The organism is Brevibacterium sp. HMSC22B09, assembly GCF_001806795.1.
Classification (GTDB): domain Bacteria; phylum Actinomycetota; class Actinomycetes; order Actinomycetales; family Brevibacteriaceae; genus Brevibacterium; species Brevibacterium ravenspurgense.
The window spans coordinates 155,581-174,667 of the sequence record NZ_KV786007.1 but is presented as its reverse complement, the minus strand read 5'-3'; the positions used below and the strand labels follow the sequence as shown (position 1 = coordinate 174,667).

Below are 19,087 nucleotides of genomic sequence, written 5' to 3'. Positions count from 1 at the left end.
ACGTGCTCGGCCCGCTCTCGACCACGAAATATGCCCACAGAGGTAAGGAGCAACCGGAGATGTTCACCGTACCTTCCTGGTGGCCCGAAGATGTGGCCTCATGGCGACTATCAACGTTCTTTAGAAAGTTAAATACCGCCGCACAATGAGCGTTCACCGATTTGGGAATGATGATCGAGGCTGTAGCGAGGCTCGGATGCTCGGTACCTGATTCCGAGAAAAACCTCCCCTATGTGCCACCGGCATTTTCACCGATGAGATCGACAGTGGCATCAACGCCGCTGGATCGGTCAGAAAAGTTTCGTCGTGCCGTAGTTTGATGTTTGATAAACTGCGGTTATGTCGGTGTCTACGTTGTCGGAGAGTACTCAGAACTATCTCAAGGCGGTGTGGAGCCTTGGGGAGTGGTCCGATGTTCCGGTGACCGCGTCGATGGTCGCGGCACGCACGGGGGTAGCGTTGTCGACGGCATCGGATGCGATCCGGAAGCTCAGTACACAGGGCCTGCTGGAGCATGCCCGCTACAGTGCGGTGAGCTTGACGCCGGAGGGCCGCTCGCATGCGGTAACGATGGTGCGTCGGCATCGACTGATCGAGTCGTTTCTGGTCGAGGTGTTGCGGTATCGGTGGGATCAGGTGCATGAAGAGGCGGACATGCTTGAGCATGCCGTGTCGGATTTCATGATCGACCGCATCGATGAGCTTCTCGGACATCCAGAGCGCGACCCACACGGTGACCCGATTCCTGCGGCGGACGGGACGGTGACGAGGCCCGATGCGGTGCTGCTCACGAGCGTCGGCGCGGGGGCACGGGTTCGGGTAGAGCGGATCTCTGACGATGACTCGGAGCTGCTGCAGTTTTTCGCGGATCATGGCATCGTATACGGGACCGTTCTGGAGACGAGAGCCGCGGCTCCCTATACGGACACGCTCGAGGTGGCTGTCGTGGAACACGAGGCAGTGCTGCCGCTTGGACGTTCTGCGACGGATGCGGTCTGGGTGGCAATGCTCGAATAGTGGTGTGCGTCGGGGTGAGCCGATCTGTTGCCGCTTAGGCTGTGACGGCATGTATCTGACCAGCGACGGTAAGTCCCAGGCTTGCTTTCCCGGTCGAGGTGTCCAGCTCAATGACACCGATTGCGTGATCGATATGTGTGATTTGCGCTGGCGAGTTGGGGGTGAGTCCCAGCATCTGGAAACGTTCGAGGAGTTCGCGATCACCTTCCACCACCCGTGTGATACGCAGATCTACTGCTACGGGGTGGCTTCTCAGTGCGGCATCGGAAACCTTACTGAGGTGGCCGGTGATATCTGGGATGGGGTGCCCGTACGGGTCGACAGTCGGTGATCCGGCCTTCTGGAACATACGCTCTGCGAGGGTGTTAGTGAGGGCAAGACTGATTCCTGAGGCCTCCTCTGCAATATTTGGCCAGGGTATGCCGAGCACGTTGCAGAGAAATGCGCGCGCTATCCGTTCGTGTCGGATTGCGAGGAGCGCGGTACTGCGTCCCTTGTCGGTCAGATCGATGGGGCCGTATCGTTCGTGGTAAACGAGGCTCGCCTCGCCCAGTCGCTTGATGGCCTGCGAGACCGTGGCCGGGGCTCTGGCGAGACGGTGGGTGAGGGCGGTGACGCTGACGGAGGCATGGTGGTGCTCCTGCAGATGCCAAATTGCTTTCAAGTATTGAATCGCGGTGCTCTCCTGCATGGTCTGATGTCACGTCGGGAGGCCCGGTTTACGCGGAGGCTAGTGCTGAAATCTCGTGGTGTGCGAGTTTTCTTCGGCGTTGTGCAAGCCGTGTGCCTGCCAGCACGGCAGCGAACATGAGCCCGTAGAACACGGCCATCCCGGCACTCGTGGCGGCGTCGAGAACGTACGCGACCCAAAAACCTGCCACCGCACCAACAATGGCGATGATCACGGTGAGCGTCATCATCACGGGAAGGCGCGTGCTGAGCAGGTAGGCAGTCACGGGCGGCACGACAACGAGTGCGATCACGAGGATCGCGCCCGATGCGTTGAACGTCACCGAGACGAGGAACATGAACGCGGTGTTGATGAGCCCGGTACGAATGCCGAGGCTGCCCGCGAACTCGGGATCGAACGTCATGACTTTGAGTTTCGAGTAGAACACGGTGAGGAAGGTGACGTTCACGAGCAGGACCGCGAGCATCACGTACATGTAAGACGGGCCCAGCGAGACACCGCCGATGATCAGGTGCCGGAACGCGGCGATGTTGAGGTCCCCTGCGAGCACCATGTGAGTGTCGAGGTGGATGTTCGCGAAGTTTATGCTCACCAAGATCACCCCGCCGCTGAACAGTGCCGGGAAGATGAGCCCCTGCGGGGCATCTCCGGTGAAGAGGCCGGTGCGGGTGAGCCATTCTGCGCCAAGGACCACTAGCAGGCCTGCGAGGGCAGATCCGATGATGAGGAGGGGTGAGTCGAAGTTGCGGGTGATGAAGTAGCCGACAACGATGCCAGGGAGTACCGAGTGGGCGATCACGTCGACGAGCATCGACCCGCGACGCAGCACCACGAAAGTGCCGGGGAGCGCACAGGCGACGGCGGTGACGACGGCGAGCAGCATGGTGCCAATGGCGAAACTCATTGCACGGTCCTTTCCATGAGGAGTTCATGCTTCAGCATCGCGCGTGCGCGTCTGCGCGAGAAGACACGGGTGATGATGCTGCGGCGCGGGGAAAACAGCAGAGAAACTACGAAGATCGCGAACAGGGTGAGCACGATCAGTGGCCCAGTGGGTATGTTGCCGAATGCGATCGGTGCCTGCACGCCGGAATGGATATTTACAAGTGGACAATGAAGCTCGGCCCGCTCGTGCCCGGTGAACTCCTCCTCGACACCTTTGATCTCGCGCTCGATATTGGGCGGGTCGACATGCAGGCCTCGCCCTACGACGTGAGCGAGTACGGTCTCCCGCCCGTGAAAATTGAAACGCCCGAGGGTAAAAGCGAGTATGCCGCAATGCAGCGCGGCTTCATGGAGCGCGGCAACGCCCTGCGGGTGCGGGTGCTTGACGCGATCACCCGGGCCCGCGAGAGCGCCGCCGCATAGCTACTCGGTTAGCTACTCCAGCAGTTACCCGAGCGCGGCGGTGAGCACCCTGAGATTGTATTCAAGGTACTTCGCGTAGGTGTTGGCCTCCGGATGTTCGGCGTCACCAATCTCATCGGAGTAGATGGGGTCTTCAAAAATGGGGATCCCCGTCTCTTCTGAGATCTTTTCCATCGGTCGAGTATCAACGTTGGATTCAACAATGAGGTACGGCACCTCAACCTCTTTCAGCTTTGAGATGAGCCGGGTGAGTTGCTCAGCCGAACCGTTTTCTTCCGTGTCGATCTCCCAAATATAGTATTCGGTGAGGTCGTAGCGGTCGGCAAGATACTGGAAGGCGCGCTCACTCGTCACGAGCACACGCTGATCCTCGGGGATCGCGTCCAGCCCTTCCCGGTACTCCGCCTCAATCTTTTCGAGTTCATCGAGGTAGACGTTCGCCCGCTCCGTGTATTCCGCCTCGTGTTCCGGTTCGTGGGCGATGAGTCCGTCGCGTATCGCCTCCGCCATCATGATGCCGACCGTTGGGTCGATGAAGGCGTGCGGGTTGATCTCACTCTCGGCGGTGCCCTCGCCGATCATCATCGGCTCCACCTCGTGAGAGGCGATGATCACGGTGTCTGGGTCGGTGCCGACTGACTCGGTGAGCCGCGCAAACCATCCCGCGTCTCCTCCCTCGAGGTTCAGCCCGTTCATGATGAGTAGGTCAGCGTCTGCTACCGCTTTTGTGTCTTCGGGGAGGGGCTCGTATTCGTGCGGGTCGGTGCCGGTGGGTACGAGGTTGTGCACCTCGATGAGGTCACCGCCGATCTCTTCGGCCATGTTTTCCAAAATGGTGAACGAGGTGACCACCCGCAGTGGCTCCTCGCCCGAGGCGGGTGGCTCACCGTTATCGGCAGCTTGGGTGCAGGCACCCAGGAGCAGTGAAACGGTGATGAGGGCTGCAGCCGCGGTGAGCCGGGCCCTGCGGCGAGGGTGATGGGTCATTGAGGTTGTACCTTTCTGTGTGGGATGAGGAGCCCCTGGCGGGGTGAAAACAGCATGGCAAGCACAAACAGTACGGCGGCGATGATCGCGATGACGGGCCCAGAGGGGAGGTTCGTCGCAAAGCTCACGACCATGCCCACAAAGGAGCTCACCGCCCCGCAGGCCGCGGCGATGATGAGCATCGGGGTGAGGCGTTTCACGAGCAAAAATGCGGTCGCCGCAGGGGTGACGAGTAGCGCGATGACGAGCACCACTCCGACGGTTTGCATCGAGGTGACCGTGACGAGGGTGAGGAGCACGAGCACCAGGTATTGCAGGTTGCGGGTTTTGAAGCCGTACACTTCAGCACTCGCCTCATCAAAACTTGAAATGACAAGCTCTTTGTAGAGCAGTGCGACTACCGCGATGACGACGGCGCCGACGATGATTGAGAGGATCATGTCTTCCGTTTTTACCGCGAGGATGTTGCCGAACAGGATTTTGGTGAGGTCGATCGCGCTTTGTGCTTTCGCGATGAGCACGATCCCGATCGAGAACATGGTTGCGAGGATGATGCCCATCGCCGCATCCTGTTTCACGGTGGTGCGGTTTTGGATGAACCCCACGCCAAACGCCGAGAGGAGGCCTGCCGCGATGGCGCCCCAGAAGAAGTTGATGCCGAGCAGGTAGGAGACGGCGACGCCGGGCACGACGGCGTGTGAGATCGCGTCGCCCATGAGTGCGAGGCCGCGGAGCATGACGAGGCTCCCGATGACCCCGCTGATGATGCCGGTGAGCACGGAGACGATGAGCGCTTTTTGGAGAAAGTCGTAGGCGAAAAGGTCGGTGAAGAACTGCATGGTTATGCCGCCCCTAGGTGTGGAATGCCGAACACGGTCTCGAGGTTTTTTGCGGTGAAGGTTTCTTTCGCGGGCCCGATGCGTGCCACCCCGTGGTTGACGAGGGCGACCCAGTCGCAGTAGTCGAGCACCGTCATGAGGTCGTGGTGCACCATGAGGATGGTGACCCCCTGGGCACGCAATTCTCGTAGCGTTTCAACAATCGTGGTTTCGCTTGTTGCGTCAACCCCCTGAAAGGGTTCATCCATGACGAGGAGCTCGGGTTGCCCTGCGAGCGCGCGTGCGAGGAGCACCCGTTGGCGTTGTCCGCCTGAGAGCTCCCCGATGGGTCGTTCGGCGAGGTGGGTGAGCTTCACGGTGTCGAGAGCGGTGGCGGCGCGTGCCCGCTCGGTTTTGCCGGGGCGTTTCACCCAGCCGAGCCCGGCGTAGGTGCCCATGAGCACAACGTCTCGCACCGTGACCGGAAAGCTCGGGTCGAGGGTGAGGGACTGTGGCATGTACGCCACGCGGGCGCGCACCCGTGACAGTGGGTGATCGAGAAACCGCACCTCGCCGGTGGTGCCGGGCAGGAGGCCGAGCATGGCTTTGAGGAGTGTTGATTTCCCGGCACCATTGGGACCCACAATGCCGAGCACGACACCGCGGGGCACCTCGAAGGAGACGTCAGTAAGTACTGGGTTATTGCGGTAGCCGGCGTGGAGCCCGCGAACCCGGACCACCGGGTCAGACACAGAGAGATTAGCCATGAAGAATCCTTAAGTTTAGTGCACCGAACTTTTTGGATGCTCCTACCGTAAACCCTCCGCTTTCACCCGTTAAATCGCGAAACACACGGGCGCACGAGATCCTCTGAGGCAGACCCCTCTGCCCGCTAAGGAGCGTAGCTGCCGCCATGACTCCCAAGCCGGTCACCAATCGTGATTGAGTGCGCATTGAACATCTTTCTCTTGATTTCCAAACTTATATGTTTGGAATGCCGTAGTTGAAAAGCATAGCAATCGTGTTTTTTGGTCACGTCGCCCCGACTCTGTTCTCAAGGTCGCTGAACTTACTACTCCTCAAGTTGCGTGGTGATGCGTTTGTGTACGTCACGAATAGGTTTGGGGAGGTTCGGGAATTGGGCGAGATGCTCGCTACGGTGGCCCATCTCAGCACCCCATCGCGCACGGTCGATATGAAGCAGCCGGTCGAGATCGCCCGCTTGGAGGTTGAGTCCGTCGAGGTCGAGTTCGTCAGCTGTGGGGAGAATACCGACCGGGGTGTGCTGCCCGGTCGCGCGTCCGTGATGGTGGTCGATAAGCCAAAGGAGAGCACGGAGGTTGTCACGGTACCCCGGCCAGAGGTAGCGGCCATCGTCTGGATCTCGCTGGAACCAATTGACGTGAGCGAAGATTGGCGGGTGGGCAAGGTTGCCGAGGATGGAGAGCCAGTGCTGGGCATAGTCCCCTTCCGGGTAGGAGAGGAAGGGTCGCATGGACATCGGGTCATAGCGCAATTGCCCGTCGAGGCCCTCGGCTGCGAAGGTGGCCTCGGCACCCAAGGTGAGTCCGTCGTAGACACCCTCCGCGAGGTCGGTGATCGCGCGGATCAGGGGTTCACGGTCACTGGTGCGTCCACCAAAGATGATCGCGTCAATTGGTACTCCGGCGGGATGGTCAGCGGCAGGAGCGAGCGTGGGGATGTTGGTGAGTGCGGTCGCGAATCTACTGTTCGGGTGCGCCCAGGGGTCATTTCTCGTGCGCTCGTCGCGGTCGGTGATGAGGTGACCGGCCCAGTCGCGCCATCCTTCGATCTGCGTTGGCGGCTCTGGGGTTTTGCCTTCCCACCACACCTCCCCGGTTAGGTCGTGGCGGGCGACGTTCGTGAAGATCGCACCGCTTCCGGGGCTCATTGCATCGACAGCTACAGGGTTCGTGGTTTCGTTGGTGTCTTTCGCGACACCAAAGATCCCGTTTTCGGGGTTCATGCCGTAGTGGACTGCTCCCCACTCGTCGGCCCCGAAGTCTGGTACCGAGTCCAATCAGTGCTCGGCGCAAAACAAGTATCAGGCGAGAAAACCCAAACCCACGATCACTATCTCAAAGGCACCGTGTTCTGCGGTGAGTGCGGCTCCCGACTCATGGTCACCAACGCCAAGAGCCGCCGTGGCGTCATCTACCCGTACTTCATCTGTGCCGGTCGTCACGCCAAACGCACCAACTGTGAACGCAAAGCAATGTATGTGCCTGATGTTGAAGCCGCGGTCGAAGACTACTACCGGCGCATCCAAATCCCTGAGCGCACCATCCAGGGATTGCGTAGCCTCATCACCGCGCAATTCTCTCAACTCCACGCCACCGTCAAGCAAGAACGCAACGCACACGTGCTCGAACACGACGACCTCCAGGCAGAGCGTTCCAAACTTCTGCAAGCCCACTACGCGGGGGCGGTGCCGCTTGATCTCCTCAAGTCAGAGCAGGATCGCATCGGCAGACGGCTCGCGTTCCTCGAAGCACAGATCGAAGCCGGTGACATGGAGTACGAACTGGCAAGTGCCCACCTGGACGACTGCCTCGCACTGGGCAGAGACTGCTACAAGCTATACATGAGCATCGATGACTCGCTGCGGCGCATCGCCAACCAGGCGTTCTTCGACAAGCTCTACCTCAGTGAGGAGGGCACCGTTATCGGTGAACCGGGGGAACCGTTCAACGCGTTCTTCGACCCTGGTGTGCAGACGATAGCGGCCCGCCACGAGGGGCGGGCCGCTGAATCGAGGTCTCAAACCGGTAATGTCGCCGGTTTGAACAACGACCTTCTGGTGGGCCCCGTGGGGATCGAACCCACGACCCACGGATTAAAAGTCCGTTGCTCTACCAACTGAGCTAGAGGCCCGCGCACACAGCGCCTGACCAGTTTATCCTTTGCCATGCCGCGGCTCAAATCATCGGATGCCTCCCGCCTCGTACGGCGCGCCGGACGAGTCCTGCTCGTTTCGGATACCAGACAATAAGAATGCGGGGGTGGAAGGAGGACTAGTTCCTTCCACCCCCGCGGGGGATGAGCCGTCCAAAGGGAGAACCTACCCAGAAACTCCTCGGTGAACGCCTCAGACTGTGTGGTTCAGACCCAGTGGGCCTGCAGGGAGCGGCCTGCCTGCACCGTCAACAAACCGTGCAGGCAGGCGGTTTCAGTCGCAGATCATCCGAAGCGGCCAGAAATGTAGTTCTGCGTCTCTTCCTTATCCGGGTTCGAGAAGATGTTCGAGGTCTCGTTGAACTCGATGAGCTTGCCCGGCTTGCCGGTTCCCGCGATGTTGAAGAACGCGGTCTTGTCGGACACACGGGCGGCCTGCTGCATGTTGTGCGTGACGATGACGACGGTGAAGCGGTCCTTGAGGGTGTTGATGAGGTCCTCAATGGCGAGCGTCGAGATCGGGTCGAGAGCCGAGCACGGTTCGTCCATGAGGATGACTTCCGGTTCGACCGCGATGGCGCGTGCAATGCACAGACGCTGCTGCTGACCACCGGAAAGACCCGAACCGGGCTTGTCCAGACGGTCCTTGACCTCTTCCCACAGGTTCGAGCCGCGCAGCGCGCGTTCTGCGAGGTCGTCGGCTTCAGACTTGGACAGCTTGTTGTTGTTCAGGCGAACACCGGCAAGCACGTTTTCCTTGATCGACATGGTGGGGAAGGGGTTGGCCTTCTGGAACACCATGCCGACTTCGCGGCGCACGTTGACGGGGTCAACGCCGGGGCCGTAGATGTCTTTGCCGTCCATCTTGACGGAACCCTGCACGCTGGCGCCGGGGATCACTTCGTGCATGCGGTTGAGCGTGCGCAGTACGGTGGACTTACCGCAGCCCGATGGGCCGATGAATGCGGTCACGGACTTCGGTTCGATGGTCATGGACACGCCTTCGACAGCGCGGAAGTCGCCGTAGAAGATGTTGAGATCTTCGATGTCGATCTGCTTGGACACGTTTCCTCCAAAAATCTGTTGCGGCTTATGCCGTTTCCCCGGGGTCCGGGGTGCCGACTGAATTCACGAGGTGGAAGTCGGCTGAATTCTTGTCTGTTGGGCTGGGTGGGTCAGCGGCCGGTCTTGGGGGCAAGGACCTTTGCCATGATGCGCGCACCGAGGTTGAGCACCATCACGATGATGATGAGCACGAGCGCTGCGGCCCATGCGCGGTCAACCGAGGCGATTGCTGCGCTGCCCGGTGCGGTCGGTCGGGTCACGGAGTCGTAGATGAACGTCGGCAGGGTGGACATCCAGCCGGAGAATACGTTCCAGTTGACGCTTGCCGCGAAGCCGGCTGTCACCATGATCGGTGCGGTTTCGCCGATGACGCGAGCGATTGCGATGGTGACACCGGACAGGATGCCCGAGATCGCGGTGGGCAGGACGATCTTGACGATCGTCTTCCACTTGGGAACGCCGAGCGCGTAGGAAGCTTCGCGCAGGTCGTGGGGGACCAGGCGAAGGATTTCCTCCGTGTTGCGCACGACCACCGGGATCATGAGCACAGACAGTGCCACGGACGCTGCGATACCCGATTTCGCGGCCGTGAGGCTTTCGGGTGCGACGAGTCCGATGACAGTTGAGAACAGGGAGAAGGCGAACAGACCTGCAACGATCGACGGGATGCCCGTCATGACGTCGACGAAGAAGGTGATCGAACGGCCGAGCGCGCCGGCCTTCTTGCCGCCGGAGTATTCCACCAGGTAGACGGCGCACATGATGCCGACCGGAATCGAGATCAGTGCAGCGAACAGAGTGATGAGCAGCGTACCGACGATGGCGTGGTAGAAGCCGCCCAACAGTTCACCTTCACCGGCGGCGAACTCCTTGTCGTAGATGCCCTTCATGCCTTCCATGGAGCGGGAGAGGAGGGTGGAGTTTTCGACGAGGACGGGGCCGCCCTTCTCAAGCGACATCCACAGAAGTGAGATGAGTGGAATGAGCGCCAGCGCGAATGCCGAAGTCACGAGTGTTGTGGCCACACGGTCGACTGCCTTGCGGCGGCCTTCGACCGTCCACGACCACCCGACGATGATGGCGAGGTTGATGACGCCGGCGAGGAACGCGGCAAGCGGAACGTTGAAGCCGTGTGCGATGACGAACGTCAGGACGATCGCCAGGATGATGGAGCCCGCGGCGACGAACAGGGGTGCGAACTTGGGCAGTCGCTTTGTGACCAGATGCGATGAGCTGCGGTTCTTGTCAACAGTGTTTGTCTGGGTGTTCATCACTTCCCCTTCACGGTCGTGCGAGCAACGATCCAGCGTGCTGTCATGTTGACCACCAGCGTGATCGCGAACAGGACGAGGCCGATCGAGATGAGTTCAGAGAGGCGCAGACCTGCGGCTTCTGGGAAGTTGTGGGCGATTTCCGCTGCGATCGTCTGGTTGCCCGACAGGAGAAGCGACACGATCAGGCCGCCCGAGGACAGAACCATGGCGACGGCCATCGTCTCACCGAGAGCGCGGCCCAGGCCGAGCATAACGGCGGACACAATGCCGGACGTGCCGAAGGGCAGAACAGCCATGCGGATCATTTCCCAGCGAGTTGCGCCAAGAGCCAGCGCGGCTTCTTCCTGCAGACGGGGGGTCTGGAGGAAGACTTCGCGGACGAGCGACGTGATGATCGGCAGAATCATGATGGACAGGACGAAGCTCGCGGTGAGCAGGGTGCGGCCCGTCTGTGAAATGGCTCCGTCGTCGTCGGGTGCGAAAATCGGGATCCAGCCGAGGTACTTGGCCAGCCAGGCGTAGAGACCGACGAGGTTGCTCGACAGTGCCAGGCCCCACAGGCCGTAGACGACCGAGGGGATGGCAGCCAGAAGGTCGATCGTGTAGCCGAGAACCGGTGCGAGTTTTCGCGGGGCCATGTGCGTGGTGAACAGCGCAATGCCGATGGCGAAGGGGGTCGCAATGATCAGCGAGATCACGGCCGAGATCAGTGTGCCGATGATGAGCGGGAACACGTAGGGCAGGAAACCGCGTCCGCCGCTGATCTGCGAGGGGTCGTCAAACGACGCTTTGATGGTGTCCGTGGACTGAAGAAGCAGGAAGAATGCAACGCCGGCGAGGATGGCGAGAATGAAAATGCCTGCGCTGAGTGCAGCTGCCGAGAAGATGCGGTCACCGGGACGGATTACCGTGCGGGACTTCTTCGTGTCCGGAGCAGAGGCTTGTGTGTCTGTTGCTGTAGACAAAAGAGCTCCTGTGGTGTGGGTAGGTATTTCAACGGGCTGTGCGGCTGTTCGGAGTCCGTCCCGAACAGCCGCACAGCCCTAATGCTCAGTCTGAGTATGTTTCAGACCGGCGTAAGATCACTGCTTGACTTCGATCTTGTCGAGGACAGAGGTGATCTTGTCGCGCATTTCAGAGGAGATCGGAGCCGAGCCCGCGCTTTCAGCAGCCGATTCCTGGCCCTCTTCGCTCACGACGAAGTTTTCCCAAGCCTTGACCAGGTCGACCTTTTCCTGGCTGTCGTAGGACGAGCACACGATGTGGTAGGACACGAGGACGATCGGGTAAGCGCCTGCTTCTTCGGTGTCGCGCTTGAGCTCGACAGCGATGTCGCCTTCGCCGCGGCCTTCGGCGACCGGCGAAGCGTCAACGACCTTGGCGGCCGCTTCGGGGGTGTACTCCACGAAGTCTTCGCCGACCTTGATCTTGGCGGTGCCGAGGTCGTCGGCAACTGCGGAAGCGTCTGCGTAGCCGATTGCGCCGTCGGTTTCAGAAACGAGCGAAACAACACCGTCGGTGCCCTGTGCAGCTTCACCGCCGGCTTCCTTCGGGAACTCTTCGGCTGCTTCGTCCTTCCAGTCTTCGCCGGCTGCCTTGTTGAGGTAGTCGGTGAAGTTCTTGGTGGTGCCCGATTCGTCGGAGCGGTGGACAGCCGTGATCTTGGTGTCAGGCAGGTCAGCGTCCGGGTTCAGGTCGGCGATTGCCTTGTCGTTCCACTTGGTGATCTTGCCTGCGAAGATCTTTGCGGCGGTGGCAGCGTCGAGGTTGAGTTCGTCAACGCCTTCGAGGTTGTAGGCGATGGCGATCGGCGAAATGTAGACGGGGAATTCGAAAGCTCCGCCGTCGCCGCAGACCTTGTTGGCCTGCTCGAGTTCGTCGTCGTCCATGAATGCGTCCGAACCGGCGAAGTCTGCCTTGCCGGCCAGGAACTGCTTGCGGCCAGCGCCGGAGCCGTCGGGCGAGTAGTTGACGGTCACGTCGGAGTTCTGTCCGGTGAAGTCGGTGGTCCAGGACTGGATGGCGGCCTTCTGCGAGGACGCTCCGATGCCGACGAGTTCGCCGGAGACCTGGTCTCCGCCTTCGTTGCCTCCGCCGGATTCTCCGGTGGCGGATCCTCCGCCGCATGCGGACAGGGTGATTGCAGCTGCGGCGAATGCGGCTGCGGCAGGTGCGAGGCGCGTAAGCTTCACAAGAGTGCCTTTCTTTCGAGGTCACGGGGTAGGTTTTCCCTCAGTGCTCTTCAAAAGCTAGGCCGTGCGTGTAACGTCCAGGAACTTTTAAGGTTAACTGAAGGTGAACCTCTGTTTGGCTGCGGTGTTCCCGGCCACACAAGCGCTGAAATCAGGCTATTGTTGCCGCCGCGATCAGGCTCACTCTGCGTGATTTCCCTGCTCAGTAAGGCTGGTCAGAAAGCTCTTACGAATCGATCGGGCGGAAGCGCTCGAAGTCGACAATCTTCGGGACAGAGCCCGGCCGCACATAGGCCACAAGGATCTCGCCGGGGCTGAGGTACGGGTCTTTCTGCGGCAGCTTTTCCGCCAGGCCGGGCACACAGTATTCGGTGACGACGTCCAGGAATGTCGGCAGCACCGGCCTGTGCGAGCAGATGGCCGTCGTCTGGCCGCGTGCCATAACCTTCTTCAGCACCTTGACGGTCTTATTGGGGTTTTGGGTGTTCGCCTTCTCTGACAGCCAGCGGTTGGTGGAGATCTTCAGTCCGCGGCCTGCCGAGAACGGCTTGAGCGTTGCGGTGCAGCGCTTCCACGGGCTGGACAGCAGCTTGGGAATGTTCCAGGAACCCAAAAGGCCGGTCAGCGCCATCGACTGGCGCGTACCGATGGCCAGCAGAGGCCGCAGCGCTTCTGTTTCGTGCCATTTGGAGCGTGGGAAGGCCTTGGCGTGGCGGACGATGATGAACTGCCACGCCCGCAGAGAACCTGTTGAGTAGGCGAGTTTGAGCTTCTCCAGCTGTTCGCGGTCTGAGTGGCGGGAGACCTTTTTGATGGCCTGATCGATGGGCAGCCACTGCCCCTCATCGACTTCTTTGGGGTTGTCGGCCGCGGGCTTTTGGGTCGTGGTGACTTCAGCAGACCAGTACTTGACGTGCTTTGTGAGCTTCTTTCCCACCGTGTAGCGGGCGTCCGGCAGCGGCAGGCCCAGGTGGATGATGTAGCCGGTCTCTTCCCGGACTTCGCGCACGGCGGCTTCCGGAAGTGTTTCGCCTTTGTCGACTTTGCCCTTGGGGAACGACCAGTCTTTGTGCTTGGGCCGGTGGATGAGCAGGACTTCCAGCTGGCCGGTGAAGTCGCGCCACAGAACTGCGCCGGCGGCAAAGACGTCGGCTTTGATCTTGGCGGATTCGCCGGCGTTGGCGACAGGGGTGGGGCTCACGGGCGCTCTCCTGGGCGACGGCGGTAGTCGGCGATGGTCAGTTCCTGATAGTTGGCGAGTTTCTCGCCGTCGGGTGAGCGGTCGATGTGCCGCCACACTCCCGCGGGACCCAGGACGAAGGATTCGGTCGCCGGGTCGAACGCGCGGTCGAACAGGGCGTCGATCTTGGCTATGTGTTCGGCTGATTTGAGTTCGACGAGAGCTTCGACGCGACGGTCGAGGTTGCGGTGCATGAGGTCGGCTGAGCCGATCCACATTTCGGTGTTCCCGTCGTTGAGGAAGGAGAACACGCGTGAGTGTTCGAGGTAGCGGCCCAGCACGGAGCGGACTTCGATGTTTTCGCTCAGCCCCTTGATCCCGGGTCGGATGGCGCAGATGCCGCGCACGAACATCTGGCACTGCACGCCTGCGCGGCTGGCCAGGTAGAGCGCGTCGATGATGGCTTCGTCGACGATGGAGTTGACCTTGATGCGCACGCGAGCGGGTTTGCCGGCGCGAGCGTTTTCGGTTTCGCGGTTGATCAGGTGCAGCAGGCTGGTGCGCACTGACTGTGGTGCGACCACGAGCCGCTGGTAGTCCGAGCGGGGCGAATAGCCGGAGAGCTTGTTGAAGAGCTTCGAAATGTCTTCGCCCAGCACGGGATCGCGGGACAGCAGGCCGAAGTCTTCGTAGCCGCGGGCCGTTTTGGGATGGTAGTTGCCGGTGCCCACGTGTGAGTAGCGGACCAGGCCGTCGCTTTCCTGCCGCACGACAAGACAGAGCTTGGCGTGGGTCTTCAGGCCCACGAGTCCGTAGACCACGTGCACGCCGGCCCGTTCGAGTTTGCGCGCCCACGAAATGTTGGCCTCTTCGTCGAAGCGGGCTTTGATTTCGACGACAGCGAGCACCTGTTTGCCGTCGTGGGCGGCTTCGATGAGCGCGTCGACGATCGGGGAGTCTCCCGAGGTGCGGTACAGGGTCTGCTTGATGGCCAGCACGTGCGGGTCGGCTGCCGCCTGTTCGATGAAGGCCTGCACTGATGTCGAAAAGGAATCGTAGGGGTGGTGCAGGAGGATTTCGCGTTCCGCTGTCGCTTCGAAGACGTCGACCTGGTCGGCGGTTTCGGTGGGTGCGAGGTCGCGGTTCATGCGCGGAACGGCCCGGGGGAAGTGCAGGTCGTCACGGGGAATGTCCGCAATGACCGACAGTCCCGTGAAGTCGAGTGGACCGTCCAGTTCGATGATTTCGGTGTCTGCCAGGTCGAGTTCTTCCTGCAGCAGCGCGCGCACGCGGGGGTGGATGTCGTGGGTGACTTCCAAACGGACGGGCGGGCCGAAGCGGCGGCGGCTGAGTTCTTTTTCCAGCGCCTTGAGCAGGTTTTCGGCTTCGTCTTCTTCGACTTCCATGTCTTCGTTGCGGGTGACGCGGAAGAGCGAATAGCCGGCAATCTCCATGCCTTCGAAAAGGGTGTCGAGCTTTGTGGCGATGAGGTCTTCGATCGCGACGAAGCGGGCGGGGTGTTCTGGTGACACCACCCGGTTTCCGTCGGGGGACTCTGACACGTTGATGAACCGGGGCAGCAGGCCGGGCACTTTGAGGCGGGCAAAGCTCTCCGATCCTGTAGCGGGGTTGCGCAGCAGGATGCCGAGGTTGAGCGAAAGCCCCGAAATATAGGGGAAGGGGTGCGCGGGGTCGACTGCCAGGGGAGTGAGAACGGGAAAGACCCGCTCGCGGTAGAAGCGGTCGATCCGCTTGTGTTCGCGCGCGGTGAGTTCGTCCATCGACACGAAGTGGATGCCCTGGTCTGCGAGTTTGGGCTTGATGTCGTCGAGGAAAAGCCGCGTGTGGCGTTTGGCCAGTGCACGCGAATGCTTGTTGATGGACCGCATGACCGCTCGCGGCTGGGCACCCGTGACAGAAGGTACGGCCAGTCCCGTGGCGATGCGGCGTTTGAGGCCGGCCACGCGGACCATGAAGAACTCATCGAGGTTCGACGCGAAGATCGACAGGAAGTTCACCCGCTCCAACAGCGGGGTTTCGGGGTCGTCCGCCATGGTGAGCACGCGCTCGTTGAACGCCAGCCACGACAGTTCGCGGTCGAGGTAGCGGTCCTGTGGTTCGGGAAGGTCGTGTTTCTTCCCGCTGGCGGCGACGTCGTACATCAGCGTTCTCCCTGCGTTGTTTCAGCGGTGTCCTCAGCCTGCGGCGGGGCGTAGCTGATGTGTTCAATGCGGTGTGCAAACCCCAGACGGTCGTACAGGCCGAGGGCCTTGTCGTTGTCGTCTTCTACGTAGAGCTCGAGCATCTGCGCTCCGCGGCGGTCGATCATGTCGCGCATGCCGGCAACCATGAGTGCATTGCCGATGCCCTTTGCGTGCACGCTGGGATCTACAGCGATGACGTAGACCTCGCCCACCAGCAGACCGGAAACGTGTTCGGGGTGCATTTTGGTGTCGTGGAAGCCGATGACCCGGCCGTCCTGTTCGGCGATGATGACGTCGCGCGGGTCGAAATCAGCGCTGCGGGTGCGACCGCGAATGTCCTCAATGGTCTGGTTGCCCTGTTCCGGGTGCCAGGAGAAGGCAGCGTTGTTGATTTCCAGCCAGCGCTCTTCGTCCGCGGTTTCAAAAGTGCGCAGCGAAACGCCAGCCGGAAGATCCAGCGGCGGCAGTTCGAGTTTTTCCACGCGCGGGGTCTGCAGCTGCAGAAGAGTGCGCTGCGGCGTGTAGCCGTATTCGGCGGCAAGAGCCGCGGCGGCCGGGTGGTTTCCGTGCGACCACGGCCACGTGGTGTGCTGACTTCCCTCAGCCCGCAGGCGCTCCAGCAGTTCGGTCCACAGCTTCTTGCCCAGTCCCTGACCTCTGAAGTCGGGGTGGATTGTGAACTCGACGGCACCTCGGGAGCCCAGCCCCGTGGCAATTCCGAAGCCGACGACGGTCGAGCCATCGACCAGAGCGACAGTGGTCGTGTCGGCGGCATCCGCCGCATCGAGCACACCGTCTGACAGTGGGGGAACACCGTCTGCGCGCTGCGCTTCTGCAAGAAGGCTGCGGACGCTTCCGTCAACGCGGGCGGGAGAGTGAATATCCCAGGACACAGCTGCTGCCACCTTTCGCGGCGATCGGGTTTCCGGCTTCGCGGCCACAGTATATCGACGCGCCGCGCTTTCCCCGCCATTAGGCAGACTCATCCGGCTCTGAGACGATAGGGCCGTGTACAGATGGTTTCGCGCCCTCGTGGCCTTGGTTGGAGCGCTCGCTTTGGGGGCAACGTCCCTCTTGGGAAGCTACCCGCTCGCCGGCGAGGCCGTTGCCGTCATACCCGTGGCCCTGGCAACAGCCGCTCTCGTCGGCGTTCTCGCCTTCGGCTGGCCGCGTCTGACTGACTCCCCGCAGCGCTGGCTGACGTCGATCATGCTGTTCGTGTTCGGCCTGGCCGGCATGGGCAGCACGTGGATGAGCATCTATCCGCCGCACCTGGAGTGGCTGCCGCTGCTGACGGGCTTGGCGCTGCTGTGGGCGTTCGTGCAGAACCTGGCACGCGGCATTGAGGCCTCAAACGCCGTGGCCAATGTGTCAGCGCAGGTGGCCGGTGTGGTCGTGACGCTCGCGGCGTGTTCGTGGGCTGCGAGTTTCCGCCTGCCGGGCGATGAGTCGGCGATCATCATCGGACTGTCCGCCATTTTCTTGGCTCAATGCGCATCCATCCTGCCGTTCCCGGCCCGCTACACCTCGCCGTTGGCGATCATCGCGGGGCTCGTCGGCGCGCTCATCGCCTACTCCGCTTGGTGGTATCCGACCCAGACTCTCGTTTCAGCGAGCATCATGGGGGTGATCCTCGGCGGTCTCGTCGCCGCTGTTGACCGCGCGCTCGCCCCGATTGCCGTCGGCCGCTTCCATGCGCGCAGTCCCAGGCGCAGTCCCAACCGCAGCAAAGTCCGCGAAGTCGGCGTCAACCTCACCCTGGGCGGAACACCTATTGCGCTCGGCGGTGTGGTTGTCTACATCTTCGATCAGCTGCCGCTGATCTTCCCCATGATCTGACCTGATCTGTGACCGGGTGGTCAGGTCGACTGACGATGTGCCGGGCGCGTCTTCTTTCCAATCGCGCCCTGGGTACACTGATGGCATGGATAACTTCGTGGTTCTCGAAACCTTCTTCACCGTTCTTGTTGCCCTCGCCGGCCTCGGCACCATCGGTGTTGCGGCCAAGGTCATCACCAACCTCTTCAAGAGCCGCCGCTGATGGTCACCGAAATCCCTACGGACCTCGCTCCTGAGCTTGTGCCGCTGGCATGGGTCATCGGGTCCTGGGAGGGTGTTGGCGTCGTCGGCTACGCTGACGCTCCCGACACCCAGTTCGGCCAGCGCATCGACTTCGTCGCCCCCGTCGGCGCTCCGTTCCTGCACTACACGGCGCAGGCGTACACGCTTGACGACGACGGCAAGATCGACAAGACGCTGACCATGGAAACCGGCATCTGGCAGCTGGTGCGCAAGCGCGAAGCCCACGACGCCGGTCCGGGACTCATGGTGCCCACAGCGGACACCCCGTTCACGACGGCCGAATCCGTCGAAAAGCTGCGCGGAGACGACGACGCCTTCGAACTCGAAGTGTCGATCGTTCAGCCGCACGGCATCATGGAGCTCTACACCGGCCGCGTCAAGGGCCCGCGTATTGACTTGGCCACTGACCTCGTCGCCCGCACCACCACCTCGAAGGAATACAAGTCCTCCACCCGCATGTACGGGCTGGTCGAAGGTGATCTTCTGTGGGCATGGGACATGGCCGCACTCGGCAATCCGCTGGGCAGCCACGCTTCGGCACGGCTGAAGAAGGTCGCCTGACAAGGTTTCCATGACGATCGATCACACTGCCGAATACCCCTTGGAATGGGACGACGGGCCGACACTCGAAGAGCGCAGACGCCGCAGACGGCGCAATCTGGCGATCTTCGTGTCGGTCTTTGTTGTGCTCGCGGTCATCGCGGGGTTCCTCGTGGCGGTCGTGGGAACGGCCACGGTGCGGTATCAGAACATCCGCGCCCATGCGGACAGTGCCGTCGAAGCCGCCCGACAGTTCGCTGATGACCTGCGCGACGACCCGCAGAATGCCGAAGCTTCACGGAAGAAGGCCTCGGACGAACTGCACGCGGCGCGGAAGGAAATCGACAAGTTCCCCATGCCGGTTCTGCGCAAGTCCACTGACGTCGACACGAACGTGAGCATCGTTGCCACGATCCTCGACCAGTTCATCCTCGTCGTCGATGAAGCCGCGCCGACCGCGGTGAAGCTCGCCCAGTCGACTTCGGTGTTCAAGGGCGAAGACGGCCAGTCGCTGGCCGAGCGCCTCGAAGCGCTCAAAGACGCCGGACCGGCCCTGGCCGACGCACCAAAGGCCATGAAAAAGCTCAAAGGCGCACGTGACACTCTCAACAATGTTGATGAGGCCGGTGCGTGGAGGTCGGTGCGCTCACAGCTGCACAAGTCCCAAGATGCGCTGAACGACGCCTACGACACTCTCGAATCAGCAGTTCCCTTCGCGTCCTAGCACCGCTTAGGGTTCGCAGCCCAAACGGG

The 19,087-nt window shown here is 61.5% G+C and carries 18 protein-coding genes, 1 tRNA gene and 1 pseudogene; 6 read left to right on the top strand and 14 right to left on the bottom strand.

All coding sequences use genetic code 11. The annotated features are described in order from the left end of the window. Window positions 1–339 precede the first annotated feature (339 nt). Complete coding sequence (locus tag HMPREF3087_RS04205) at window positions 340–1,017, top strand: metal-dependent transcriptional regulator (RefSeq protein ID WP_061942168.1); 678 nt, start codon at window positions 340–342, stop codon at window positions 1,015–1,017. 34 nt (window positions 1,018–1,051) lie between these two features. On the opposite strand, the gene HMPREF3087_RS04200 is transcribed toward HMPREF3087_RS04205, so the two are convergent. Beyond that, window positions 1,052–1,708, bottom strand: coding sequence for a metal-dependent transcriptional regulator (locus HMPREF3087_RS04200; RefSeq protein WP_070423824.1), 657 nt, complete (start codon window positions 1,706–1,708; stop codon window positions 1,052–1,054). A 28-nt stretch (window positions 1,709–1,736) separates the two neighbouring features. Then, entirely contained in the window at window positions 1,737–2,612 is an 876-nt protein-coding gene (locus HMPREF3087_RS04195; protein ID WP_019175825.1) for a metal ABC transporter permease, read from the bottom strand. Window positions 2,613–2,638: 26 nt separating this feature from the next. On the opposite strand from HMPREF3087_RS04195, the gene HMPREF3087_RS04185 reads away from it, so the two are divergent. Continuing rightward, window positions 2,639–3,076: a hypothetical protein gene (locus HMPREF3087_RS04185; protein ID WP_176745003.1), complete on the top strand. Its 438-nt coding sequence runs from the start codon at window positions 2,639–2,641 to the stop codon at window positions 3,074–3,076. 24 nt (window positions 3,077–3,100) lie between these two features. On the opposite strand, the gene HMPREF3087_RS04180 is transcribed toward HMPREF3087_RS04185, so the two are convergent. The 4 genes from HMPREF3087_RS04180 to HMPREF3087_RS04165 form a co-directional block, all read right to left on the bottom strand. Then, entirely contained in the window at window positions 3,101–4,063 is a 963-nt protein-coding gene (locus HMPREF3087_RS04180; protein WP_062020602.1) for a metal ABC transporter solute-binding protein, Zn/Mn family, read from the bottom strand. Then, on the bottom strand, window positions 4,060–4,902 hold the full coding sequence (locus HMPREF3087_RS04175) for a metal ABC transporter permease (protein WP_061942160.1): 843 nt from the start codon (window positions 4,900–4,902) through the stop codon (window positions 4,060–4,062). The genes HMPREF3087_RS04180 and HMPREF3087_RS04175 overlap by 4 nt, the downstream gene beginning before the upstream one ends. A gap of 2 nt (window positions 4,903–4,904) precedes the next feature. After that, window positions 4,905–5,648 (bottom strand): metal ABC transporter ATP-binding protein, encoded by a 744-nt coding sequence (locus HMPREF3087_RS04170; protein WP_070423827.1) that lies wholly within the window; start codon window positions 5,646–5,648, stop codon window positions 4,905–4,907. Between the two features lie 305 nt (window positions 5,649–5,953). Beyond that, window positions 5,954–6,868 carry a phosphoenolpyruvate carboxykinase domain-containing protein gene (locus HMPREF3087_RS04165; protein WP_070428167.1) on the bottom strand — a complete coding sequence of 305 codons (915 nt, stop codon included), beginning with the start codon at window positions 6,866–6,868 and terminating at the stop codon, window positions 5,954–5,956. Between the two features lie 153 nt (window positions 6,869–7,021). On the opposite strand from HMPREF3087_RS04165, the pseudogene HMPREF3087_RS10795 reads away from it, so the two are divergent. Further along, window positions 7,022–7,102, top strand: a pseudogene (locus HMPREF3087_RS10795) (hypothetical protein); the annotation flags it as partial. A 598-nt stretch (window positions 7,103–7,700) separates the two neighbouring features. On the opposite strand, the gene HMPREF3087_RS04155 reads toward HMPREF3087_RS10795, so the two are convergent. From HMPREF3087_RS04155 to mshD, 8 genes are all read right to left on the bottom strand, one after another. Continuing rightward, window positions 7,701–7,776 (bottom strand) — tRNA-Lys (locus HMPREF3087_RS04155). Window positions 7,777–8,082: 306 nt separating this feature from the next. Next, on the bottom strand, window positions 8,083–8,862 hold the full coding sequence (gene pstB, locus HMPREF3087_RS04150) for a phosphate ABC transporter ATP-binding protein PstB (protein WP_070428165.1): 780 nt from the start codon (window positions 8,860–8,862) through the stop codon (window positions 8,083–8,085). A 110-nt stretch (window positions 8,863–8,972) separates the two neighbouring features. Beyond that, window positions 8,973–10,133 carry a phosphate ABC transporter permease PstA gene (pstA, locus tag HMPREF3087_RS04145; protein WP_070428164.1) on the bottom strand — a complete coding sequence of 387 codons (1,161 nt, stop codon included), beginning with the start codon at window positions 10,131–10,133 and terminating at the stop codon, window positions 8,973–8,975. Beyond that, a complete protein-coding gene (pstC, locus tag HMPREF3087_RS04140; protein ID WP_019175814.1) occupies window positions 10,133–11,101 on the bottom strand; it encodes a phosphate ABC transporter permease subunit PstC in 969 nt (322 codons plus the stop codon). The genes pstA and pstC overlap by 1 nt, the downstream gene beginning before the upstream one ends. A 117-nt stretch (window positions 11,102–11,218) precedes the next feature. Beyond that, on the bottom strand, window positions 11,219–12,328 hold the full coding sequence (gene pstS / locus HMPREF3087_RS04135; protein WP_070428163.1) for a phosphate ABC transporter substrate-binding protein PstS: 1,110 nt from the start codon (window positions 12,326–12,328) through the stop codon (window positions 11,219–11,221). A 226-nt stretch (window positions 12,329–12,554) separates the two neighbouring features. Continuing rightward, window positions 12,555–13,529, bottom strand: coding sequence for an NUDIX hydrolase (locus tag HMPREF3087_RS04130; protein WP_070428162.1), 975 nt, complete (start codon window positions 13,527–13,529; stop codon window positions 12,555–12,557). Next, a complete protein-coding gene (locus tag HMPREF3087_RS04125; RefSeq protein WP_070428161.1) occupies window positions 13,526–15,670 on the bottom strand; it encodes an RNA degradosome polyphosphate kinase in 2,145 nt (714 codons plus the stop codon). Before HMPREF3087_RS04125 ends, HMPREF3087_RS04130 begins: the two co-directional genes overlap by 4 nt. Then, window positions 15,670–16,605 (bottom strand): mycothiol synthase, encoded by a 936-nt coding sequence (gene mshD / locus HMPREF3087_RS04120; protein ID WP_176745002.1) that lies wholly within the window; start codon window positions 16,603–16,605, stop codon window positions 15,670–15,672. The genes HMPREF3087_RS04125 and mshD overlap by 1 nt, the downstream gene beginning before the upstream one ends. 115 nt (window positions 16,606–16,720) lie before the next feature. On the opposite strand from mshD, the gene HMPREF3087_RS04115 reads away from it, so the two are divergent. The 3 genes from HMPREF3087_RS04115 (at window position 16,721) to HMPREF3087_RS04105 (ending at window position 19,058) form a co-directional block, all read left to right on the top strand. After that, complete coding sequence (locus tag HMPREF3087_RS04115; protein ID WP_256173029.1) at window positions 16,721–17,551, top strand: ammonia permease; 831 nt, start codon at window positions 16,721–16,723, stop codon at window positions 17,549–17,551. 201 nt (window positions 17,552–17,752) lie between these two features. Further along, window positions 17,753–18,355 (top strand): heme-binding beta-barrel domain-containing protein, encoded by a 603-nt coding sequence (locus HMPREF3087_RS04110; RefSeq protein ID WP_070428158.1) that lies wholly within the window; start codon window positions 17,753–17,755, stop codon window positions 18,353–18,355. Window positions 18,356–18,365: 10 nt separating this feature from the next. Next, window positions 18,366–19,058, top strand: coding sequence for a hypothetical protein (locus HMPREF3087_RS04105; RefSeq protein ID WP_070428157.1), 693 nt, complete (start codon window positions 18,366–18,368; stop codon window positions 19,056–19,058). Window positions 19,059–19,087: the final 29 nt, after the last annotated feature.